The following is a 20,671-nucleotide window of genomic DNA, read 5'->3' as shown; positions in this document are numbered from 1 at the left end:
CTGTGCATGCGCCCGCCGGTCCGCAGCGGTTAGGATGAAGCTCCGATCCATGCGATGTCCAATCGAGGTGGCATGAACAGGCGACATTTCCTTGGCAGTGCGGCCCTGATGGCCGCTGCATCCACCGTGCCGTTCGCGCTCGGCACCACGGCGACGGCGGCGACCCCGCGACCGCGCCTGTTGCCGCCCGCCCTGAATCCCGGCGACACGGTCGCGCTGGTGAGTCCGTCGGGCGCCACCGACGAACCGTTCGACCTGCAACTGGCGCAGGAAGCGATGGAAGCACTGGGCCTGAAGGTCAAGGTGGCGCCGCACCTGGCGTCCCGCTACGGCCACCTGGCCGGCAGCGATGCGGAGCGGGCGGGGGATCTCAACGCGATGTTCGCCGACCGCGAGGTGAAGGCGATCGTCTGCGCGCGCGGCGGCTCCGGTGCCGCGCGCCTGCTGCCGCTGCTCGACTACGCGACCATCCGCCGCCATCCCAAGATCCTGCTGGGTTACTCCGACATCACCGCGCTGCACAACGCGCTGCTGTCGCAGGCCGGGCTGGTCAGTTTCCACGGCCCGATCGGCATCGGCAGCTGGAACACGTTCAACGCCGACCAGTTCCGCCGCGTGTTCTTCCAGCGCGAACAGATGCAGTACGCCAACAGCACCGACAAGGGCGACGAACTCGTGCAGCGCAGGAACCGCACCGTCACCATCACCGGCGGCAAGGCGCAGGGCGAACTGGTGGGCGGCAACCTCACCGTGCTCACGGCGCTCGCCGGCTCGCCGTACCTGCCGGATTTCAGCGGCAAGATCCTGTTCCTCGAGGATGTGTCCGAGGCGCCGTACCGCATCGACCGCATGCTCAGCACGTTGCGGCTGATGGGCGCGCTGGACAAGGTGAAGGGCGTGATCTTCGGCGAGTGCACCGAGTGCGATCCCGGCGGCGGTTACGGCTCGCTGACGCTGCCGCAGATCTTCGACGACTACTTCAAGCCGCTGAAGATCCCCGCCTACCGCGGCGCGATGATCGGCCACATCCGCCAGCAGTTCATCGTGCCGGTGGGCGGCAAGGTCGAGATGGATGCGGATGCGGGGACGTTCCGGATGCTGGAGCCGGTGTTCGCCCGCTGAGGGCCGTCGGCTCCGGCTTGTGTCCAGGGCCGGGCAGTGTGACTATCGGGACGCAGGGGATCCTCGAGGCCATCGGCATCACGGCGGGCCGCACCATCGGTGTGCGGTCGTGCGGTGATGGTTCGCCTCGCATGCAGGGAGTCACGCCATGCCGTCCTCGCCTCCCGTCGTGTCGATCGCGGCCTGCGCCGATACCATCGGCGCCCGCGCCGCCGGGCATCTGGACAACCTGTGGCGATGGGCCATGAGATCGCAGGGCGGGGTGGCCGATGCGGACTGGTTCCGTCTGATCTCCGGCGAACCCCATCCTCTCGGCAATCTCGCCATCCTTGCCTGGGACGATCATGAAGCCGCCATCGCGGCGGTCACGCCTTTGCTGTCCATCGCGCAACCGTCCGCCGTCATCTGCCTGCATGGCGCAAGCGAGCACCTCGCCGCTGTGTTGGCCGCGCGCGGCTTCCAGCCGCACGGTGCGATGCCGGCGATGGCGGTGGACATCGCGCGTCTGGCGGTGACCCCGTTGCCGCATGGCGACATGTTCGAGCGCATCGCCACGCCGGCGGCGTTCGGCGAATGGACCGATGTCCTTGCCACCGGCTACGAGCTCCCGGGCGGATTGTCGCGGATGCTCTCGCCCGAAGCGCTCGGCGCCGATCCGGCGGACGATGCGCGGATCCAGTTCTTCGCCATCCGGCGTGGCGGTCGCATCGTGGCGACCTCGATGATGTTCATCGACGATGGGCTGGCGGGCCTCTACTGCGTGGCGACGCTGCCGGAGGCCCGCGGGCAGGGGCTGGGCGCCCATGTCACCGCCGAACCGCTGCGTCGCGCACAGGCGCTCGGTTATCGCGTGGGCGTGCTGCAGTCGTCCGACGCGGGACATCCGGTCTATCGCCGGCTCGGCTTCCAGGACGTGGGCGCGGTACCGCTGTTCGTGAGGATGCCGGGCGGCTGATGCCGCGCGACGTCGCGTCAGTACAGCGTCAGCGGAATGCCGCGCGACGTGCGGTCGAGATAGTCGTCGCGCACGTCGCGGCAGTAGGGCCCGGACATGACGAAGCGACGGCAGATGTCAGGTCGTGTTTCGTAGATGGAGCAGCACATGCGTGCCGCGTCGATCGCCACGCACCAGCCTTCCTCGTCACGGTCCATCACGTGCAGGCCGGCATCGGTATGCGTGGTCAGGTGCGAGGGAACCCGGTCTTCGGGCTGCAGCACGACCGTCAGCCGGCAGCACACGGCATCGCAGCGTTCGCAAAGGGGGACGGCAGCGGCGTTCATGCGACCGTTCCGCAGGACGGAGGCCGGGATGGCCGCGCAGGCATGTCGTGGAGGAAGAGGCGGAACCGACGAGCCGGCATGGCGCGCTCCTGGCAAGGCGTCGCGGGAGGACGCGTGGAGAAAAGCGCAGCGGGCGACAGGACAACGGTCGGACGGGACGCAGGACGATGAGGCGGGGCCATCCTACGTGATCGCGCGCCCGGACGCGTCCCGAACTGAACGGCCGGGTCAGGCAACGCGTGACGGCACGCGGGGGAGGGGCTTCGATCAGGCGGGCTGCCACTGGCCGCTGCGGCCGCGTACGAAGCGCGCCCGCTGGCCGGCGTGGTAGAAGCTCGCGCGGTAGCAGCCGCTGTCGTCGCCGGTGCCGCGCTCGCACAGCACGGTGACCTTGCCGGTGTCCATCAGGCGACGGAAGTCGGCCACGTCCAGCGCCAGGGCGCGCGCGACCAGCGCGCCGTCGATATCGAGGGGTGGAACGGGCATGCGGCGCTCGCGGGAGGATGGCGGAGAGGAAGCGGCGTCCGTCGCGGCGATGCCTTGACCTGGGTCAGGCTGGCGCCGCCCTACATCAGCAGGCAATCGATCCCGTCCAGCACGATATGGATCAGCAGGCCGATGCCGAACCAGCGGGTCTTCCTCGGCAACGCCAGTCCGGCGTAAACCACGATGGCCGGCCAGGTGTGCAACGGATGGAAGCCGATGCTGCAGCGCCCCGGCGCGTAGACGGGATCGGCCAGCAGGTGGTCGAGGTCGATCGCCCACGCCGCCAGCATCCACAGCGCGGCGCGCTTCCAGTCCTTCGGCCAGACCAGGCGTGCGACCACCAGCGGCACGAGGACGTGCAGCAGCAGGTGGAGCGGGGCGCGGACCTCGAAATCGGGCACGGCGGACTCAGCGGCGCGTGGCCAGCCAGCGGTCGAGCTGGTTGGCGAACGCCTGGCGGTCGCGGGCGTTGAAGGCGGCCGGCCCGCCGGTCTGCACACCGGCACCGCGCAGTTCGTCCATGAAATTCCGCATCGACAGCCGCTCGGCGATGTTGTCCGAGGTGAAGCGGTCGCCGCGCGGATTGATCGCCTGGGCGCCGTTGGCCAGCACGCGCGCCGCCAGCGGGATGTCCTGGGTGACCACCAGGTCGCCGGCCTGCGCGCGTTCGACGATGGCGTCGTCGGCCACGTCGTAGCCGCCCTGCACCTGCAGGGCACGGATGAAACCGGAGGGCGGGGTACGCAGCCACTGGTTGGCGACCAGCGTGACCTGCACCCGGGCGCGCTCGGCGGCGCGGAACAGGATCTCCTTCACCGGCGCGGGGCAGGCATCGGCATCCACCCAGACCTGGGCGGCGGGGGTCCCACCGTTACTCATTCCGGCGCGTTGTCGGACTCGGATTCCGGTGCGTCGGGGGCGTCGTCGGCGCGGCCGGCGTCGCGTTCGGCCCGCTTCCTGGCGTCCTTCTCGTCTTTCTTCTTTTTCTTGGCCAACTCGCGCTGGCGCTTCTCGAACGAATAATTGGGTTTGGCCATGCCTGGGGGGGTCCTGTAACGAGGGGTGGGCGCCGCAGAATGCCGGGCGCCAAGGCGTACACGATAGCCGGCTTCCGCGCGGGTGTCCTGCGGCAGCTGGCCCACGAGCGGTCCTGCGGGCGTGTCCGCGTCCGCGTGAAGCAGGCGCCGCAGGCCTTCCGGTGCATTGGGTGCGCTCGTGGACAGAGCGGGCGCTGCGCTACCATCGCGGACGTCGGGCGTCCCGGGGAAGGACGCCCATGGCGTCTTCAAAGGGGTGATCGATGCGGCGGATTCTTTGCCTGGTGCTGGTGGCGTTGGTGCTGGCCGCCTGTTCGAAACGGGTCCTTCAGGAGCTGCCGCCTCCGCCGGACGATGTGCCGGTGTTGCCGCCGCCTCCTCCTCCGCCTCCGCCGCCGCCGCCGCCGCCGCCGCCGACCGGCACGCCACCGCCACGGGAGACGCCGCCACCCAGGGCGGACTTCGTCAACGTCGATGTCTTCTACGCCACCAACCGCATGCCTGCGGCGGCCTTCGCGACCACCGCGCCGGGCGATCGCTTCACCGCCGGCGTCGCGCGGGAACTGACCTACGGCACCGCGCGCATCAGCATTCCCAAGGGGCACGTGGCGGGCGAACTGGAATCCCCGCGCTGGTACCTGCTGGAGTTCAAGGAAGACCCGAAGCAGCACGTGATCCTGCAGGACGTGGCCCGCCTTCCGCGCGACGCGTTCTTCGCCCGGCTGTACGGCCGCGTCGGCGAATCACGCGGCGACAACGCCTTCGTGTTCGTGCATGGCTACAACGTCAGTTTCCGGGACGCCGCCCGGCGCACGGCGCAGCTGGCGTACGACCTGCGCTTCGACGGTGCGCCGGTGTTCTACAGCTGGCCGTCGCAGGCGGCGCTGGCTGGCTACTTCACCGACGAGCAGAGCATCGCGCGCTCGGTACCGCTGATCGAGGGTTTCCTGGCCGACATGGCCGACCGCTCGGGCGCGCAGAACCTCTACGTCATCGGCCACAGCATGGGTACGCGCGGGCTCACCCAGGCCATCCGCAATCTGGTGACGAAGCGGCCGGAACTGCGCGGGCGCTTCCGCGGCATCATCCTGGCGGCGCCGGACATCGATGCCAAGGTATTCCGCACCGAGCTGGCGCCGGCGCTGAGTGCAGCCAGTGGCCGGGTGACGCTGTATGCCTCGTCCGAGGACATGGCACTGAAGGCATCCAAGCAGGTTAACCGCGGTCCGCGTGCCGGCGACACCAGCGAGGGCGTGGTGCTGGTCGGCGGCGTGGACACCATCGACGTGTCCGGCGTGGACCAGAGCATTCTGGCGCATTCCTACTTCATGGAATCGGACAAGGTGATGGGCGACATCCGCGAGATGTTCCGCGCCAACCAGCCCGCCGCACAGCGCAAGCCGCTGCAGTCGGTGAAGCTGGGCACCGGCATGTTCTGGAAGATCCTGCCGCCGCCGTGAGGCAGCGGCAGGAGGAGGACGGTCAGGGCAGGGTGTAGGTGACCGACAGCTTCGCCGTCGCGCCCCGGTCGATCCATACGTAGTTCGTCGCGGCCTGGTTGGCGCTGAACCGCAACCGCAACTGGGTGCGCCCGGTGCGATCGATCGCCCCACGTCCGGCCGCATCGAACACCGTGCTGGTCTGGTTGCCACCCGTGAAGGCGGGGACTTGCGCGCTGTTCGCGGCCGTTGCCCCGGCGGCCCAGTCGGCGGCCTCGATCGTGCAGGCACCGAAGCAGCCGTTGCGCACGTCGATGACCATCGTGTTGCCCGCCGGACTGCTCCAGGGGTCACCGCTGGCGCTGCGGTAGGCGATGGTCAGGGTGGCCGACGTGATGGTCGCGTTGTCCGGCAGCGACGAGGTGTCGAACGAAAGCACCGCACGGTTGTAGTTGCTGTCGGTGCCGCGGCCGATGGCCAGGCCGTAGAATGCCTCCAGCGTGCCGACTGCGGCGCTGCCGCCCGTGCTGGTGGCCTTGACGTAGCCGTCGTTGGCGTCCTCGTTGTTGAACACGACCGTCACCGGGGAGCCGCCGCTGGTGCCGCCGGTCACGGTGACGTTGACTGGCGACGAGGTTCCGGTGTTGCCGGCCAGGTCGACCGCGCGTGCCGACAGGACGTGCGCGCCGTTGCTGGTGCCGCTGCTGTTCCATGCATGGCTGTAGGGTGCGGTGGCGTCGCTGCCGAGCAGGGCGCCATCGAGCAGGAAGTCCACGCGTGCCACGCCGATGTCGTCGCTGGCGGCCGCCGACAGCGTGACGATGCCGCTGACCGTGGCGCCGTTGGCGGGCGAGGTCAGTGTTGCCGTGGGCGGCACGCCATCCAGGTTGTCCAGGCCGAAGAAGCGGGCGATGTGGTAACTCGAGCAGATGTTGACGTCGAGGATGTAGGCGCCGGCGGTGCCGCACTGCGTTTCGCCGGTGCCGGGATCGACCGGCGTGCCGTGGCCCATGCCGGTGATGACGTAGGTCTCGACCTTCGCCACGCCGCTCGCGTTCTTGTAGACCTTGTGCGGATAGCCGCTGACCGTGTCGCTGACGTCGGCGACGGTGTCGATGCCGTGCACATCGGCCCATTGCTCCAGGCTTTCGGTCAGGTTGGCGGGACGCACGGTGTAGTCGGCATCGCCGTGCCAGATCGACACGATGGGCCATGGGCCCGTCCAGCTGCTGGCGGCGCGCACCTTCGCGCCCCATTGCGCGGGGGTCAGGTCGCTGCCGGGATTCATGCAGCTGAAGGCGGCAGTCTGTGTCGTCGCGCAGCGGTAGGGAAGCCCTGCGACGATGGCGCCCCCGGCGAACACGTCCGGGTAGGTCGCCAGCATCACCGAGGTCATCGCGCCGCCGGCGGACAGGCCGGTGACATAGACGCGCGCGGGGTCGATGCCGTGGTCGGCGACCATGCGGTCGACCATCTGCTTGATCGACAGCGGTTCGCCCTGGCCGCGCGCGGTGTCGGCGATCTCGAACCAGTTGAAGCAGCGGCTGCTGTTGTTGGCGGTCTGCTGTTCGGGCAGCAGCAGTGCGAAGCCGAAGCGGTTGGCCAGCAGTTCCCAGCCGGTCTCGGCGTCGTAGCTGGACGCCGACTGCGCGCAGCCGTGCAGGGCGACGACCAGCGGCGCATTCGCGGGCAGACCGGTCGGCACGTACTTGTGCATTTTCAGATTGCCGGGATTGCTGCCGAAACCGGTGACTTCGGTGAGCGCCAGCGCATGGCCGCTGGCGAACAGGCAGGACAGCGCGAGCAGGGTGGCCATGCGGCGGAAACGGCAACGCAGGGCAGGACACGACAGCAGGGCAACGATCGACATCGACGGCACCTCCGGTGTGAAGTGGCGGCAGTGGGCCACAGCACATCCCGGCGGGGCATTGGCCAAAGGGGAAAGCTGCATCGCACCATCTCGCAGGTGCGACGCAGGTCCGGTCCCGGTCAGCGGCGCACGGCCACCACGCCATCCAGTGCCCGCTGCGCCCTGAAGCCGGCCTTCTCCAGGCGCCTGGCCACTTCGCCGGGCACGTCGCGTCCGCTGGTGAGCTTGTTCGGACTGCCGGTGTAATGGAACAGCGTGCCGCCCCGGCGCAGCACGCGCGCGAGCTGGTCGTAGAAGGCCTGCGAATACAGCTCGCCGGCGATGCCGAAGCGCGGCGGATCGTGCAGCAGGGCATCGACGGAGGCATCGGGCACCTGCGCGATGGCCAGTGAGACGTCGGCATGGGTGAGTTGCAGACGGCCGCCGGCGTCGGCGCTGTCCGGATCGGGCGACCAGGGATTCAGCGTGCGCAGCCACAGCACGTCGGCATTCTTCTCGAACGAGAGGATGCGCGCGGCGCCGGCATCGAGGCAACAGGCCGCGAAATAGCCCAGCCCGCCGCAGGTGTCCAGCACGGTCTTGCCGCGCGGTTCGACCAGCGCGACCTTCCGCTTCGCGTCGTCCAGTGGCGATTCCTTTGAGGTCGGCAGCATCTTGATGCCGTCGATCTCGAAGGTCGGCACACCCCATTCGGTCGGCACCAGCTTGATCAGCGAACCGGCATAGCGCGAGACCGGTTCGAAATCCTCGCCGTCCCACCAGTATAGCGTGCGGTCCTTGAGCTTGCCCGGATACGGATAGGCGCTTCCATCCCAGTGCCAACCGTCGGATTCCAGCAACGCCTCGCCCTGCGAGCGGCTCAGGTCGAGCGAGCCCGTCCAGTGCGTTTCGCCGCGAACGCGCGCAGCGAGCAAGGACGTGGAGGTATCGCGGGTGAGCAGGGGGCCGGAATAGCGGGGCATCGGGAACTCGTGCGGGGATTCCCGGGTATTTTCGCCGCGATGCGGCGTCGTGGACAGTATGAGGCGTGACGCGGGCGTCCGGACCTCACTGGTATAGTGCCGACCCCTCGTTCCACCGCCGCCATCGCCATGACCATGATCGAACGCTTCCATCCCATCGGTACGCCCGGCCAGCCCTGGAGCGCGGCGGAGAAGGCGCAGTGGCGTGCGGAGCAGCGCGTGCGGCGCCGTTACGTGGACGATGTTGGCGTGGCGATCGACGCATTGCGCGAGCGCTTCGATGTGGCGCAGTACGGCACGCTGGACTACGGCCCCGGTGAAACCTATCCGCTGTTCGCCGTGCGCAGCCGCGACTGGAACGAGGCTTTGCCGACCATGCTGGTGACCGGCGGCGTGCACGGCTACGAGACCAGCGGCGTGCATGGCGCCCTGCAGTTCCTCGAACAGCGCGCCGCCGACTACGCCGGCAAGGCCAACCTGCTGGTGGTGCCGTGCGTCAGCCCATGGGGCTATGAGCGCATCCACCGTTGGAATGCCGATGCGCTGGACCCCAATCGCTCGTTCCGCGCCGACAGTCCGGCGCAGGAATCCGCGGCGTTGATCGCGCTGGTGGCGCCGCTGAAGGACCGCGTGCTGATGCACATCGACCTGCACGAGACCACCGACAGCGACGAGAGCGAGTTCCGCCCGGCGCTGGCCGCGCGCGACGGTAAACCCTACGAGCCGGGCGAGATCCCGGACGGCTTCTACCTGGTGGACGACAGCGAGCGTCGGCAGCCGGATTTCCAGCGGGCGGTGATCGCCGCCGTCGCTGCGGTGACGCATATCGCGCCAGCCGATGCGCAGGGCGAGATCATTGGGTCGCCGGTCGTCGCCGAAGGCGTGATCGAATACCCCGTCAAGTCGCTGGGCCTGTGCACCGGCATCACCGGGGCGCGCTACACCACCATCACCGAGGTGTATCCGGACAGCCCCAAGGCCACGCCGCGGCAGTGCAACGATGCGCAGGTGGCGGCGGTCGTGGCGGCGGTCGACTACGCACTGGTCAACGGTTGATTCACGCGCGCCCAGCCCCCATTCCTGTTCGTGAAGAGTTGATGCCGGCCGCGGCGTAAGCTGGCCGTGCAATCGAGGGCAGCGAGAGGAGACGACCATGGCAACCGGATGGGCCGGCGACGGCGCCGTGCAGGACCAGATCGATGCGACCGTGAAGGACGGCATCGCACGGGCGCGCCGCGCGTTGCCCACCGGTCCCAGCCTGACGCACTGCGAGGAATGCGATAAACCCATTCCCGTGGCACGGCAGAAAGCCGTGCCGGGTGTCCGCCTGTGCGTGGATTGCCAGGAAGCGGCCGACCGGGAAGAGCAGGGCGCCGGCCTGTACAACCGCCGCGGCAGCAAGGACAGCCAGCTGCGCTGATCCGCACGTCGGACGGATGTCTTCACATCCGTTTCCGCCGTCGCTGCACACGATGGCGTTCCCTCCGTCCCTGCAGGCACGTCATGGCACGCCCCATCTGGACCGGCACGCTGTCGTTCGGCCTTCTCAACATTCCCGTCTCGCTGATGTCGGGCGAACGCAAGGTGGACATCAGCTTCCGCATGCTCGACTCCCGTGACAAAAAGCCCATCCGCTTCGAGCGCGTCAACGCCGATACGGGCGAGGAAGTGCCGTGGAAGGACATCGTCAAGGCGTTCGAGTACGACAAGGGCAGCTACGTGGTCGTGGAGAAGGAGGACATCGCCTCGGCCGCACCGCAGACGCACGAATCGGTCGACGTGGAGGCGTTCGTCGACCGTGACGCGATCGGCCTGCGCTTCTTCGAGAAGCCCTACATCCTGGTGCCGGGCAAGAAGGCAGAGAAGGGCTACGTGCTGCTGCGGGATACGCTGGAAAGCACCGGCAAGGTCGGCGTGGCGCGGGTGGTGATCCGCACGCGCGAATACCTGTGCGCGGTGGTGCCGGAAGGCGATGCGCTGGTCCTGCTGATGTTGCGCTATCCGCAGGAGCTGGTGGATCCGGAGGAGTACAAGCTGCCGGGCGGCAAGGCGGCCGATTACCGCATCACCGCCAAGGAACGCGAGATGGCGGAGACGCTGATCGCGTCGATGTCGGCCACGTGGAAGCCCGACGATTACCAGGACGAGTTCCGCAAGCGCCTGGAAACCATCATCAAGAAGCGCATCAAGGCGCGCGGCGCCACCACGAAGATCGTCGAGGAAGAGACCGAACACGAGGACGCTGCCACCAACGTGGTGGACTTCATGTCGCTGCTGCAGAAGAGTCTGGACAGCAAGAAGCGCACGCCGGCCAGGAAGGCGGCGGCGAAGAAAGCGCCCGCGAGGAAGGCGGCGAAGAAGGCATCCAAGTCCACGAAGAAGGCGCCGGCCAAGCGCGCACGCAAGGCGGCGTCGCGCTGATCCATGGCGGGAGGGCGGCGCATCGTGCCGGTGGACGGCGTCGGCACCGGCGCCAGTGGACGCGCCTGCCTGTACGTGCTGCCGTGCGCCTACGAGGACCACGCCAAGCTCGGCATCGCCACCGATCCGCTGGCGCGCATGCAGGCGTTTTCGCCGCGCTGGTACGAGTTTTTCGACCTTGATCGCGCTTGGCTGGCCGAGGCCGGTAGCGTGCGCGAGGCGCGCGGCTGGGAAACCCGCTGGAAGCGCGCCTTGCGCGAGCATGCCGCGCCGCCGCCGCTCCAGGTGCCCGGACAGGCGGCGGGGCACACCGAATGGTTCCGCGGCGCACTGGCGACGCTGGATACGGCGAGAGGAGAGCTGGCAACGCAGGGATTCGTCGTGCATGCGCCGCTGCGCGCTTGGGTCGTACAACGACTCCAGGCGCAGCGCGAGCGGCTGGAGGCGGGCGAGCAGGCGGCACTCGCGCACTATGGTGCTCCCGACGCTTGGCCAGCCGCCGTCGCGTGGCGGCCCCTGGCAGCGCTGCGGGACGCCCTCGATGCATACGCGGTACTTGACGTTGCGCTGGACGACGCGGTGTCGCCAGCGCTGCACGCCTGGCTGGCGCGCAACACGCTGGCGCCGCGCTGATTCGCGCCGTCGCGACGCTTGCACGTCTTGTTGACGGCATGCGCGGCATAACGGGCGCATGCGAGGATCCCGATGAGCCTGCAGGAATACCGCCGCAAGCGCCGTTTCGACCGCACGCCGGAACCGGCGTCGGACGGGCGCCGCGCGCGGAGCAAACGGCCCATCTTCGTGGTCCAGCTGCACCATGCCAGCCATCGGCATTACGACTTCCGCCTGCAGGTGGGCGACACGCTGAAGAGCTGGGCCGTGCCGAAGGGCCCCAGCTTCGACCCGGACGTGAAGCGGCTGGCGGCCGAGGTGGAAGACCACCCGATCGACTACGCCGAATTCGAAGGCGATATCCCGAAAGGACAATACGGTGGCGGCCACGTCGCCACGTTCGACAAGGGCTTGTGGACGACCGACGGCGACGCGAAAGCGCAACTTGCCAAGGGGCATCTGCGCTTCCGCCTGTTCGGCGACAAGCTCAAGGGTGGTTGGCACCTGGTCCGTACGCAGAAGCCGGCGCGCCAGCCGCAGTGGCTGCTGTTCAAGGAGCGCGACGAGTACGCCGGCACGCAGGAAGCCGACGACCTGCTGCAGGACGTGACGCCCGTGGGCGGAACGTCCGCGCGACCGAAGGGAAAGGTGCGCAAGCGTGCCGCCGTCGCCTCCCGCGGGACCGAGCGCTGGGCCAAGCGGGCGGCGCGACTGGACGGCGCGCGCGCTACCAGCCAGCGCCCCGGCTTCCGCATGCCACAGCTGGCGAAATTGCAGGAACACGTTCCCCAGGGCGATACCTGGTTGCATGAGGCCAAGTGGGACGGGTACCGCTTGATCGCCCGGATCGCGAAGGGAAAGGCCCGGCTGTGGTCGCGCAACGAAATCGAATGGACCGCGAAGGTGCCCGAGATCGTGGCGGCCGTCGAGGCGCTGGACCTGGACGACGCCGTGCTCGATGGCGAGCTGGTGGCCGGTGCCGGGCGGCAGGAGGACTTCGGCCTGCTGCAGGCGACCCTGGCCGGCGAGAAGAACGCGACCCTGTCGTACGTGCTGTTCGACATCCTGCAGGTCGATGGCGTGGACCTGGCGCGCAGCCCGCAGTACCAGCGCAAGGCGCTGCTGGCGGAAATCCTGAAGTCGCCGCCCGACCGCCTGGTCTACAGTTCGCACATCGTCGGCCGTGGCGACGATGCGCTGGCGATGGCGCTCGAGCGCGGACTGGAAGGCATCATCAGCAAGCGTGCCGATGCGCCGTACAGGGCGGGGCGCGGAGACGCCTGGCGCAAGATCAAGCAGCGCGCGTCGGACGAATTCGCGGTCGTCGGTTACACCGCGCCCAAAGGAAGCCGCAACGGCCTGGGTGCGCTGCTGCTGGCCGCGCCGGAGGGCGCCCGCGGCTGGCGCTACGCGGGCCGCGTGGGCACGGGCTTCAGCCATGAGCAGCTCGACACGCTCGCCGCGCAACTGGCGCCACGCGCGCGCAGCGCGCCGACAGCGCGCGTCGAGGTCGACGATCCGGAGCTTCGGCGCGCCCGCTGGGTCACGCCGACGCTGGTGGCGGAAGTCTTCCACCATGGCCTGGGCAACCAGGGCTTGTTGCGGCAGCCTTCGCTCAAGACGATCCGTCGTGACAAGCGCGCCGCGGATCTGTGCGAGCCGTCTTCCCTCCCTCGCACCGGATCCGCCATGCCTGCCACTCGCCGCATTTCCAAGTCCGCCGAGGCGGTCGAACCGACGCACCCCGAGCGCGTCGTCTTCCCCGGCAGCGGCATCACCAAGCGGCAGGTCTTCGACTACTACCGTGCGATGGCGCGCTGGTTGCTGCCGGAGATCGAGGGCCGCCCCCTGTCCATCGTGCGCTGTCCGCAGGGCGCAGGGCGGCCGTGCTTCTTCCAGAAACACAACACGCCCGGCATGGACCGCGTCGGTGTGGTGCCTTTGGAAGAGGAGGGCGGTGCGCGCGCGGACTATCTGGTCGTGAACGATGAAGCCGGTCTGCTGGAGCTGGCGCAGTTCAACGCGATCGAGTTCCATCCCTGGGGCGCGCGGGCGAAGACGCCCGATCTCGCCGACCGGATCGTGTTCGACCTGGATCCGGGGCCGGACGTCGCGTGGGCGCGCGTGGTGGACGCGGCGCGCCTGGTGCGCAGACGTCTGCGCGCGCTCGGATTGACGTCGCATGTGCGCACGTCCGGTGGCAAGGGCCTGCACGTGGTGGTGCCGCTGAAGCCGGCGTGCGCATGGCCACAGGTGAAGGACTTCGCGCATGCGTTCGCCGAGTCGATGGCGGCCTCCGAACCGTTGGCCTATGTCGCCACGGCCACGAAGAAGTTCAGGAAGGGCCGCATCTTCATCGACTACCTGCGCAACGGGCGCGGTGCGACCAGCGTGGCCTCGTTCTCGTTGCGCGCGCGCGACGGCGCGCCGGTGGCGATGCCTTTGCGCTGGGAGGAACTCGGCCGCCTCAAGGGCGGCGACGCCTACACGCTGGCGTCCGCGCCGCGGCGCATGGCGCGTATCGGCGAACATCCGTGGGGGGATTACATGCGCGGGAAACAGGACCTTGAGGCCGTGGCGGCGAGGCTATCCAAGGCGGGCGTGCGCAAGACGTCCCGCTGAGTCCTGGTGCTGTCCTACCGGCCCGCACCTCGTCGCAAGCTGTCAATGAAGAAGCCCCGCGATGGCGGGGCTTCGTGTGCAGGCAGATCGTCAGGTCGCCATGCGGCTCAGCTGGCGTGCTTGAGCACCTGCTTGCGGTCGCGCATCACGTTGTGGCACTCGCGCACGCTCGGCAGCAGCGCCTGGGCCTCGGCGCGCGCAGCGGCCGGCGTGTCCTCGTCGCTGATGGTCTCGTTGAACGCCTTCAGCAGGCGATCCTCGGATTCCTCCAGCTCGGAGACGTAGCCGTACGTGGTGTCGCCCAGCGCGGCACGGACCTTGCCGTAGAACTGCTGCATGCTGCCGACCAGCGTGCCGTGTTCGGCGGGCGTGCCGCCGGTGGCGGCGACGGTCGCGCTGAGGCGCGCCACGATGTCCTGCTTGACGCCGGCGATACGCGTGAACAGCGCGGCGAGTTCGGCATCCTTCACCTTGCCGGCGGCTTCGGTGTAGAAGCCGTGGCCGTCGCGGGCGATCTCGATCAGGTCGTTGAGGCTGTGCTGGATCTTCTTCTGGGTGTTCATCGGGTACTCCTGTTGAAAGTCGGGGAAGCGCAGGGGTCGCGTTCCGTGGCGTTACCGTCGCGCAACCGGCATCAACGCCGTGTGACCTCGCGTGGGCGAGGTTCATGAACATCGTGGCCACGCGAAGCCGTTCCTCACGAAGGCTAAAGATTCTCCGTAAATGGCCGATGGCATGACATCGAACATGCGAAGAAGGGATGGGCTGCGTGGCGTTGCTCGGGAAAGTCACCGACTGGTGGTCCAGGAACCGGCGCGCGGCGTCCGTGCCGGCGTTGGCGCTAGCGCCTGCTACGCCAGCCGGCGACGCCGCCGCGCCGCAAGCACCGTCGCGGGACTGGGCCGGGCCGCTGCTGCGGTTCGCCGGGGTCGACGCGATGGCGTCGCTGCCGGCGGAGGACAGCGACGCCGTCATCGCGGCCGTGCGCCGCAGGCTCCAGCGTTTCGCGGAGGATCCGCAACGTCTGCCGCGGCGTCCGCAACTGCTGCCGCACCTGCTGAGCACGCTCAACGACGACGACGCGTCCAGTCGCGATATCGCGAGCGTCATCGCGCGCGATCCCACGCTGGCGGCCACGCTGCTGAAACTCGCGAACAGTGCGTTGTATCGCAGCCATGGGGCAGCGGTGGAGAGCCTGGACCGCGCGGTGGCGATGGTCGGAGTGGACGGGCTGCGCCATCTGGTCGCCGTCGCACTGATGCAGCCGGTGATGCGGGTGGAAGGTGGCGTGTTCGGCCGCCTGCCCGACCTGATCTGGGACCACACGCAGCGTACCGCACTGATCGCGGCGGATGCGGCGCGTGCCGGCGGACGCGAGGAGGTGTTCGCCGCGCAGTTGCTGGCACTGTTGCAGGGGCTGGGCGCCATCGTGGTGGTGCAGGCGTTGCGCGACGCCGTCGCGGCGCAGGCGGGTGGATTTCCCGACGCCGGGTCGATGGGCCATGTGCTGCACCGCTGGTCGCCGCGTATCGGTCGCGCCGTCGCCCGTGAATGGGGGCTTTCGGAACGTGTGATGCAGGCGCTGGACGAGCAGGGTGCCGACGCGACGCATGCCATGAGCCCGCTTGCGCGTGCGCTCGCGATGGCTGCGCCCGAAGCGAGCGCGGTGATGGACGGCGTCGCGGAAGCCAACGCCGCCTGAAGCGGGGGTGGCGGTTTTCCTGCGAGTCAGCCAATGCGCATCCGTTTGACGTCCTGCTTATCCGGGATGCTGTATCCCTCGCTCAGGCAAAGTCCAACGACGAGGTGTTCCATGACACTCGAATTGCGTTGCCGGTGCGGACAGGTGCAGGGCACGGTGGACGCGCGCCGTGCGTATGCGCGCGCCACCTGCTATTGCCGCGACTGCCAGGCGTATGCGCGGCATCTCGGCCAGCCAGGTGTGATGGATGCGCAGGGCGGGACCGACATCATCGCGATGAACCCCGATGCGGTGACGTTCACTGCGGGCGAAGAACACATCGCCGGCCTGTGCCTGCGCGAAGGCGGACTGCTGCGCTGGTACGCGGGCTGCTGCCGCACGCCATTGGGCAACACGCCGCGCCACGGCCATGTCGCCTATGTCGGCGTGGTGGCCGCTTGCCTTCCGGATGCGCAGCAACGGGATGCCGCCTTCGGTCCGCGGGACAGGATCGTGTTGAATGCAGGCGCTGCGCTCGGCGACGTGCGGCCGACGCCGTTCGCCGTGATCGGCGGTGGACTGAGGATCGCCGCCGGCGTCGTGACGGCGAAACTGCGCAGGCAGGCGCCGTCGCTGTTCTTCGACATGAGCGGGCAGCCGCACAGGACCGCCCACCCGCTCAGCGCGCGCGACCGTCGCCCGGCGCGTCCGGAACCCGCTTGAGCGCATCCGCGCCCGGATGCCGTCAGGCCAGCGGCCGGTCGGCGAGTGCTGCGAACAACTGGTCGGCCTCCACCGGCTCGCCCATCAGGTAGCCCTGGTAGAGGTCGCAGCCCAGGCGTCGCAGATGCTGCCGCTGTCCCGGCGTTTCGACCCCCTCCGCCACCACGCGCAGGTTCAGCGTTTTTCCCAGCGCGATGATGGACGCCACGATGGCGACATCGTCGGCGTTGGTTTCCAGTTCGTGGACGAAGGCGCGGTCGATCTTCAGTTCGTCGGCCGGCAGGCGCTTGAGATACAGCAGGCTCGAATAGCCGGTGCCGAAATCGTCGATGGAGATCTTCACGCCCATCGCCGTCAGCTCGTCGAGGATGCCGAGGCTGGCATCGGCGTCGCGCATGGCGGTGGTTTCGGTGATTTCCAGCGTGAGGCTGGAGGCCGGCACTTCATGCCGGCGCAGGGCCGCGGCCACGGCCTCCACAAGACTGGGCGAAGAAAACTGCAGCGAGGACAGGTTGATCGCGACGTTGGCGATCTCGTGCCCGGCGTGGCGCCACGCGCGCATCTGGCGGCAGGCTTCGTCCAGCACCCAGTCGCCGATGGCCAGGATCAGGCCGCTGCGCTCCGCCGCGGGAATGAAGGCGCCGGGAGAGAGGAGTCCCAGCTCGGGATGCCGCCAGCGCACCAGCGCCTCGGCGCCCACCATCCGGTAATCCGGTGCGGCGAACTTGGGCTGGTAATGGAGGACCAGTTCGCCGCGTTCGATGGCGCGGCGCAGATCATTCAGCAGCTTCAACTGCTGGTGCGCGCTGATGTTCATCGACGGCGCGAAGAACGTGTACCCGTTCCGCCCGTTGTCCTTGGTGTGGTACATCGCGGCATCGGCATGCGCCATCAGGTCGCGTTCGCTGTCGCCATCGGACGGATACAGCGCGATGCCGATGCTGGCGGTGACGTTCAGCTCGACGCCGTGCACGGACAACGCGGTCGCCGAGACGGTGTCGAGGATGCGTTGCGCGACCATCGCGGCACCTTCGGGATCGGTCGCGGCGAGCACGAGCACGAACTCGTCGCCGCCGAGCCTCGACAGCGTGTCCTGGCCGCGGAGCAGGCTGCGGACGCGCGCAGCGACGTCCACCAGCAAGGCATCGCCCGCCTGATGGCCGTAGGCGTCGTTGACGCCCTTGAATCCGTCGAGGTCCAGGAACATGACGGCGAACTGTTCGTGCTTGCGCCTGGCCTTCTCGATCGCCTGCTCGATGCGGTCCTGCAGCAGGACGCGGTTGGGCAGGCGCGTGAGCGGGTCGTGCAGCGCGGCCTGCACCAGTTCCTCGTTGGCGCGCGCCAGCGAGTGCGCCAGGTGGTGCGTACGGGCATGCATCTGCCGGTCCAGCACGGAGACGATCAGGGCGATGCCCATGATCGCCACCGTCGCCACCACCACCAGGATGGCCAGCCATTCGGAGGGTACGCCGCCACCGCGCGCGGCACCGCACCAGCTGTCGGGCGCGAAGCGGGCGGCCGCCATGCCGGTGTAGTGCATGCCGACGATCGCGAACCCCATCACCACGGCGGCCAGGAGGCGCAACAGCAGTTTGCGGCGGCCACCGGTACGCAGCTGGAAGGCGATCCACAGGGCGGCGCCTGATGCCACCACCGCGATGACGATCGACAGGGTTAACCAGCCGGGGTGGTATTCGATGCCGGGCTGCATCTGCAGTGCCGCCATGCCGGTGTAGTGCATCAGCGCAATGCCCATGCCCATCAGCAACGCGCCCACCGCCAGCAGGCGATAGGGCAGGTCGGCGCGCGAGACGAGCCACAGGGCGAATGCGGAGGAGCCGATCGCGGCCAGCATGGAGCCGAGGGTCAGGGCGATGTCGTAGCCCAGCGGGATCGGCAGGTCGAAGGCCAGCATGCCCACGAAGTGCATGGACCAGATGCCCAGTCCCATCGCCAGCGCACCACCGGTCAGCCACCAGCGAGCCGCGCCGCCGCGCGTGGTCGCCACCCGGCCGGCCATGTCGAGGGCGGTATAGGAGGCGAGGATGGCGACCAGCAGGGAGAAGAGAACGAGGATCTCGTTGTACGTGCCGGTCATGGGGTCGGTCGCGGCCCGTGGGGCGGGCTCTTCAGGAACCGGTATCGGCCCCGCGTCACACTTCTTGAGTGCGGGGGAACCGCGCTGGTCCCGCGTCCCGGCACCTTTGGCACGGTCGGCCGCCGTACCTGGCCGATATCCTCCCGGGTCCGCGCGCGCGATGCGCGTCCGTCCTGCTTCCGGAGAACGATGTTGAAGAAGACCCTGCTGTCCGCCGCCACCCTGCTGGCCCTCGCCGCCGCCGCCCCGCTGGCCGCCCACGAAGACCACGCTTGCCTGGATGACGGCTGCACGCTGCAGTCGCTGTTCGCCGAGCCCGAAGCCGCAGGCGCCGCCTCCGGTTCGACGATCGCCGCCAAGCAGTTCGGCACGTGGGGCCTCGACACCGCCGGCATGGACCGCAGTGCCAAGCCGGGCACCGACTTCTTCCGCTACGTCAGCGGCACCTGGGCCGACACCACGCAGATCCCGGCCGACCGATCCAGTTATGGTGGCTTCGCCATCCTGCGTGACCTCTCCGAAGCGCGCCTGCGCGTGCTGGTCGAAGGGTATGCGCTGGGCGACCCCGCGACCGGCGGCGACTCCGCCAAGATCGCGGCGCTGTACCGGGGCTTCATGGACGAGAAAACCGTCGACGCGCTCGGTGCGAAACCCCTGCAGCCGGTGCTGGCGGGCATCCGCGCGGCGAAGGACAAGGAGGCGCTGGCCGGGCTGATGGGCCAGCGCGGCAGCTTCTACGACAGCTTCTTCAACCTGGGCGTCAGCGATGACCAGAAGGACCCCGACCGCTACACGCTCTACCTGAGCCAGGGTGGCCTGGGCCTGGGCGATCGCGAGATGTACCTGCGCGACAATTTCAAGCCGCAGCGCGAGCGTTACGAAGCCTATATCGCGCAGATGCTGCAGCTCGCCGGCTGGGCGAAGCCGCAGGAGAACGCAAAGGCGATCCTCGCGCTGGAGACCCGCATCGCCGACGCGCACTGGACGCGCGCCGAGAGCCGCAACCGCGACAAGACCTACAACCCGCTGGACATGGCCGCCTTCGCCACGACGTCGCCGGGCTTTCCTTGGGCGGATTTCTTCAAGGCCGCCGGCGTCGAGGGCGCCGGTCGCGCGGTGATCCGCCAGGACAGCGCCATCCCGAAGATCGCCGCGATCTTCGCCGATACCGATGTCGCCACGCTGCAGGCGTGGCAGGCCTTCCACGCCGCCGACAATGCCGCGCCGCTGCTGTCGAAGGACTTCTCGGTGGCGCAGTACGAATTCCGCGACAAGTTCCTCTCCGGCCAGCCGCAGCAGCGTGAGCGTTGGAAGCGCGGCGTCTCGTTCGCCGAATCGGCGATGGGCGAGGCGATCGGCCGCGACTACGTGGCGCTGTACTTCCCGCCGGAATCGAAGGCCAAGATGGATGCGCTGGTCGCCAACGTGAAGGCGGCGATGGGCGCACGCCTGGATACGCTGGCGTGGATGAGCCCAGCCACCAAGGCCGAGGCGCACGCCAAGCTCGCCGGCTTCGGCCTGAAGATCGGCCATCCCGACACGTACCGCGACTACAGCGCGCTGGTGGTGAAGAACGGCGACCTGTTCGGCAACGCGCAGCGCGCAGGGCAGTTCGAGTGGGATTACCGCCGCGCGCGCATCGGCCAGCCGGTCGACAAGGGCGAGTGGGGCATGACCCCGCAGACGGTGAACGCCTATTACAACTCGGTGAAGAACGAGATCGTGTTCCCGGCCGCCATCCTGCAGCCGCCGTTCTTCGATCCGGATGCCGATCCGGCGGTGAACTACGGCGGCATCGGCGGCGTGATCGGCCACGAGATCATCCATGGTTTCGACGACCAGGGCCGCAAGTCCGACGGCAAGGGCGTGCTGCGCGACTGGTGGACGGCCGACGACGCGGCCAAGTTCGAAGTGCAGGCCGCCAAGCTCGGCGCGCAGTACGAGGCCTACACGTTCGCGCCGCTGCCCGGCATGCACATCAACGGTCGCGTGGCGATGGGCGAGAACATCGGCGACCTGGGCGGCCTGACCATCGCGCTGGAGGCCTACCACCGCTCGCTGGGCGGCAAGCCCGCGCCGGTGATCGACGGCTTCACCGGCGACCAGCGCTTCTTCATGGGCTGGGGCCAGATCTGGCGCACGCTGTGGCGCGACGACGCGCTGCGCCAGCAACTCGTCAACGGCACCCATTCGCCGGGCCACATCCGCGCGTTTGCGCCGCTGCGCAACATCGATGCGTGGTACGACGCGTTCGGCATCAAGCAGGGCGATCCGCTGTACATCGCGCCGCAGGACCGCGTGCGGATCTGGTAGCCGC

20 protein-coding genes are annotated in these 20,671 nt (G+C 68.8%); 11 read left to right on the top strand and 9 right to left on the bottom strand.

Annotation, left to right across the window (positions count from 1 at the left end; all coding sequences use genetic code 11):
* The first annotated feature begins 72 nt into the window (after positions 1-72).
* Both CSC78_RS16105 and CSC78_RS16100 read left to right on the top strand, forming a co-directional pair.
* Positions 73-1,122: a S66 peptidase family protein gene (locus CSC78_RS16105; protein ID WP_162338880.1), complete on the top strand. Its 1,050-nt coding sequence runs from the start codon at positions 73-75 to the stop codon at positions 1,120-1,122.
* 148 nt (positions 1,123-1,270) lie between these two features.
* Positions 1,271-2,077, top strand: a complete 807-nt coding sequence (locus tag CSC78_RS16100; protein WP_162338879.1) for a GNAT family N-acetyltransferase — start codon at positions 1,271-1,273, stop codon at positions 2,075-2,077.
* A gap of 17 nt (positions 2,078-2,094) precedes the next feature.
* Here the strand turns inward: CSC78_RS16100 and CSC78_RS16095 are convergent, their stop codons facing one another.
* The 5 genes from CSC78_RS16095 to CSC78_RS18920 all read right to left on the bottom strand — a co-directional run bounded on the left by CSC78_RS16095 (position 2,095) and on the right by CSC78_RS18920 (position 3,926).
* Positions 2,095-2,403: a YkgJ family cysteine cluster protein gene (locus tag CSC78_RS16095; RefSeq protein ID WP_162338878.1), complete on the bottom strand. Its 309-nt coding sequence runs from the start codon at positions 2,401-2,403 to the stop codon at positions 2,095-2,097.
* Positions 2,404-2,670: 267 nt separating this feature from the next.
* Complete coding sequence (locus tag CSC78_RS16090; protein ID WP_162338877.1) at positions 2,671-2,889, bottom strand: DUF6522 family protein; 219 nt, start codon at positions 2,887-2,889, stop codon at positions 2,671-2,673.
* Between the two features lie 80 nt (positions 2,890-2,969).
* Entirely contained in the window at positions 2,970-3,290 is a 321-nt protein-coding gene (locus CSC78_RS16085; RefSeq protein WP_162338876.1) for a DUF6122 family protein, read from the bottom strand.
* 7 nt (positions 3,291-3,297) lie between these two features.
* Positions 3,298-3,768 (bottom strand): YaiI/YqxD family protein, encoded by a 471-nt coding sequence (locus CSC78_RS16080; protein ID WP_162338875.1) that lies wholly within the window; start codon positions 3,766-3,768, stop codon positions 3,298-3,300.
* Positions 3,765-3,926: a hypothetical protein gene (locus CSC78_RS18920; protein WP_202924200.1), complete on the bottom strand. Its 162-nt coding sequence runs from the start codon at positions 3,924-3,926 to the stop codon at positions 3,765-3,767. The genes CSC78_RS16080 and CSC78_RS18920 overlap by 4 nt, the downstream gene beginning before the upstream one ends.
* Positions 3,927-4,189: 263 nt before the next feature.
* Between CSC78_RS18920 and CSC78_RS16075 the strand changes: the two genes are divergently transcribed.
* Complete coding sequence (locus tag CSC78_RS16075) at positions 4,190-5,386, top strand: alpha/beta hydrolase (RefSeq protein WP_162338874.1); 1,197 nt, start codon at positions 4,190-4,192, stop codon at positions 5,384-5,386.
* Positions 5,387-5,408: 22 nt separating this feature from the next.
* Here CSC78_RS16075 and CSC78_RS16070 read toward each other — a convergent pair whose 3' ends face one another.
* The gene (locus tag CSC78_RS16070; RefSeq protein WP_202924199.1) at positions 5,409-7,235 is read right to left on the bottom strand and encodes an extracellular catalytic domain type 1 short-chain-length polyhydroxyalkanoate depolymerase; all 1,827 of its coding nucleotides are present in this window, start codon (positions 7,233-7,235) and stop codon (positions 5,409-5,411) included.
* A 119-nt stretch (positions 7,236-7,354) separates the two neighbouring features.
* Entirely contained in the window at positions 7,355-8,197 is an 843-nt protein-coding gene (locus CSC78_RS16065; RefSeq protein ID WP_162338873.1) for a class I SAM-dependent methyltransferase, read from the bottom strand.
* A gap of 135 nt (positions 8,198-8,332) precedes the next feature.
* Between CSC78_RS16065 and CSC78_RS16060 the strand changes: the two genes are divergently transcribed.
* The 5 genes from CSC78_RS16060 to ligD all read left to right on the top strand — a co-directional run bounded on the left by CSC78_RS16060 (position 8,333) and on the right by ligD (position 13,852).
* Positions 8,333-9,253, top strand: a complete 921-nt coding sequence (locus CSC78_RS16060) for a M14 family metallopeptidase (protein ID WP_379609295.1) — start codon at positions 8,333-8,335, stop codon at positions 9,251-9,253.
* A gap of 97 nt (positions 9,254-9,350) precedes the next feature.
* The gene (locus CSC78_RS16055) at positions 9,351-9,617 is read left to right on the top strand and encodes a DksA/TraR family C4-type zinc finger protein (protein WP_162338871.1); all 267 of its coding nucleotides are present in this window, start codon (positions 9,351-9,353) and stop codon (positions 9,615-9,617) included.
* A gap of 83 nt (positions 9,618-9,700) precedes the next feature.
* On the top strand, positions 9,701-10,618 hold the full coding sequence (gene ku / locus CSC78_RS16050; protein ID WP_162338870.1) for a non-homologous end joining protein Ku: 918 nt from the start codon (positions 9,701-9,703) through the stop codon (positions 10,616-10,618).
* Between the two features lie 3 nt (positions 10,619-10,621).
* Positions 10,622-11,251, top strand: a complete 630-nt coding sequence (locus CSC78_RS16045; RefSeq protein ID WP_162338869.1) for a GIY-YIG nuclease family protein — start codon at positions 10,622-10,624, stop codon at positions 11,249-11,251.
* 72 nt (positions 11,252-11,323) lie between these two features.
* Complete coding sequence (gene ligD, locus CSC78_RS16040) at positions 11,324-13,852, top strand: DNA ligase D (RefSeq protein WP_162338868.1); 2,529 nt, start codon at positions 11,324-11,326, stop codon at positions 13,850-13,852.
* Positions 13,853-13,959: 107 nt separating this feature from the next.
* On the opposite strand, the gene CSC78_RS16035 is transcribed toward ligD, so the two are convergent.
* Entirely contained in the window at positions 13,960-14,415 is a 456-nt protein-coding gene (locus CSC78_RS16035; RefSeq protein ID WP_162338867.1) for a PA2169 family four-helix-bundle protein, read from the bottom strand.
* A gap of 206 nt (positions 14,416-14,621) precedes the next feature.
* Between CSC78_RS16035 and CSC78_RS16030 the strand changes: the two genes are divergently transcribed.
* Positions 14,622-15,554, top strand: a complete 933-nt coding sequence (locus CSC78_RS16030) for an HDOD domain-containing protein (protein ID WP_238391316.1) — start codon at positions 14,622-14,624, stop codon at positions 15,552-15,554.
* Positions 15,555-15,665: 111 nt separating this feature from the next.
* Entirely contained in the window at positions 15,666-16,256 is a 591-nt protein-coding gene (locus CSC78_RS16025; protein ID WP_162338866.1) for a DUF6151 family protein, read from the top strand.
* Between the two features lie 22 nt (positions 16,257-16,278).
* On the opposite strand, the gene CSC78_RS16020 is transcribed toward CSC78_RS16025, so the two are convergent.
* Entirely contained in the window at positions 16,279-18,354 is a 2,076-nt protein-coding gene (locus CSC78_RS16020; RefSeq protein ID WP_162338865.1) for a putative bifunctional diguanylate cyclase/phosphodiesterase, read from the bottom strand.
* 189 nt (positions 18,355-18,543) lie between these two features.
* On the opposite strand from CSC78_RS16020, the gene CSC78_RS16015 reads away from it, so the two are divergent.
* Positions 18,544-20,667 (top strand): M13 family metallopeptidase, encoded by a 2,124-nt coding sequence (locus tag CSC78_RS16015; protein WP_162338864.1) that lies wholly within the window; start codon positions 18,544-18,546, stop codon positions 20,665-20,667.
* The last annotated feature ends 4 nt before the right edge of the window (positions 20,668-20,671 follow it).

The sequence above is a fragment of the Pseudoxanthomonas japonensis genome (assembly GCF_010093445.1).
GTDB classification, from domain to species: domain Bacteria; phylum Pseudomonadota; class Gammaproteobacteria; order Xanthomonadales; family Xanthomonadaceae; genus Pseudoxanthomonas_A; species Pseudoxanthomonas_A japonensis.
This window is presented reverse-complemented; position numbering and strand designations above follow the sequence as displayed.

Bases quoted from the DNA above. Each gene is read 5' to 3' on its own strand.
- CSC78_RS16105 (WP_162338880.1), top strand. From the start codon at position 73: ATGAACAGGCGACATTTCCTTGGCAGTGCGGCCCTGATGGCCGCTGCA.
- CSC78_RS16100 (WP_162338879.1), top strand. From the start codon at position 1,271: ATGCCGTCCTCGCCTCCCGTCGTGTCGATCGCGGCCTGCGCCGATACC.
- CSC78_RS16095 (WP_162338878.1), bottom strand. From the start codon at position 2,403: ATGAACGCCGCTGCCGTCCCCCTTTGCGAACGCTGCGATGCCGTGTGC.
- CSC78_RS16090 (WP_162338877.1), bottom strand. From the start codon at position 2,889: ATGCCCGTTCCACCCCTCGATATCGACGGCGCGCTGGTCGCGCGCGCC.
- CSC78_RS16080 (WP_162338875.1), bottom strand. From the start codon at position 3,768: ATGAGTAACGGTGGGACCCCCGCCGCCCAGGTCTGGGTGGATGCCGAT.
- CSC78_RS18920 (WP_202924200.1), bottom strand. From the start codon at position 3,926: ATGGCCAAACCCAATTATTCGTTCGAGAAGCGCCAGCGCGAGTTGGCC.
- CSC78_RS16075 (WP_162338874.1), top strand. From the start codon at position 4,190: ATGCGGCGGATTCTTTGCCTGGTGCTGGTGGCGTTGGTGCTGGCCGCC.
- CSC78_RS16070 (WP_202924199.1), bottom strand. From the start codon at position 7,235: ATGTCGATCGTTGCCCTGCTGTCGTGTCCTGCCCTGCGTTGCCGTTTC.
- CSC78_RS16065 (WP_162338873.1), bottom strand. From the start codon at position 8,197: ATGCCCCGCTATTCCGGCCCCCTGCTCACCCGCGATACCTCCACGTCC.
- CSC78_RS16060 (WP_379609295.1), top strand. From the start codon at position 8,333: ATGATCGAACGCTTCCATCCCATCGGTACGCCCGGCCAGCCCTGGAGC.
- CSC78_RS16055 (WP_162338871.1), top strand. From the start codon at position 9,351: ATGGCAACCGGATGGGCCGGCGACGGCGCCGTGCAGGACCAGATCGAT.
- ku (WP_162338870.1), top strand. From the start codon at position 9,701: ATGGCACGCCCCATCTGGACCGGCACGCTGTCGTTCGGCCTTCTCAAC.
- CSC78_RS16045 (WP_162338869.1), top strand. From the start codon at position 10,622: ATGGCGGGAGGGCGGCGCATCGTGCCGGTGGACGGCGTCGGCACCGGC.
- ligD (WP_162338868.1), top strand. From the start codon at position 11,324: ATGAGCCTGCAGGAATACCGCCGCAAGCGCCGTTTCGACCGCACGCCG.
- CSC78_RS16035 (WP_162338867.1), bottom strand. From the start codon at position 14,415: ATGAACACCCAGAAGAAGATCCAGCACAGCCTCAACGACCTGATCGAG.
- CSC78_RS16025 (WP_162338866.1), top strand. From the start codon at position 15,666: ATGACACTCGAATTGCGTTGCCGGTGCGGACAGGTGCAGGGCACGGTG.
- CSC78_RS16020 (WP_162338865.1), bottom strand. From the start codon at position 18,354: ATGACCGGCACGTACAACGAGATCCTCGTTCTCTTCTCCCTGCTGGTC.
- CSC78_RS16015 (WP_162338864.1), top strand. From the start codon at position 18,544: ATGTTGAAGAAGACCCTGCTGTCCGCCGCCACCCTGCTGGCCCTCGCC.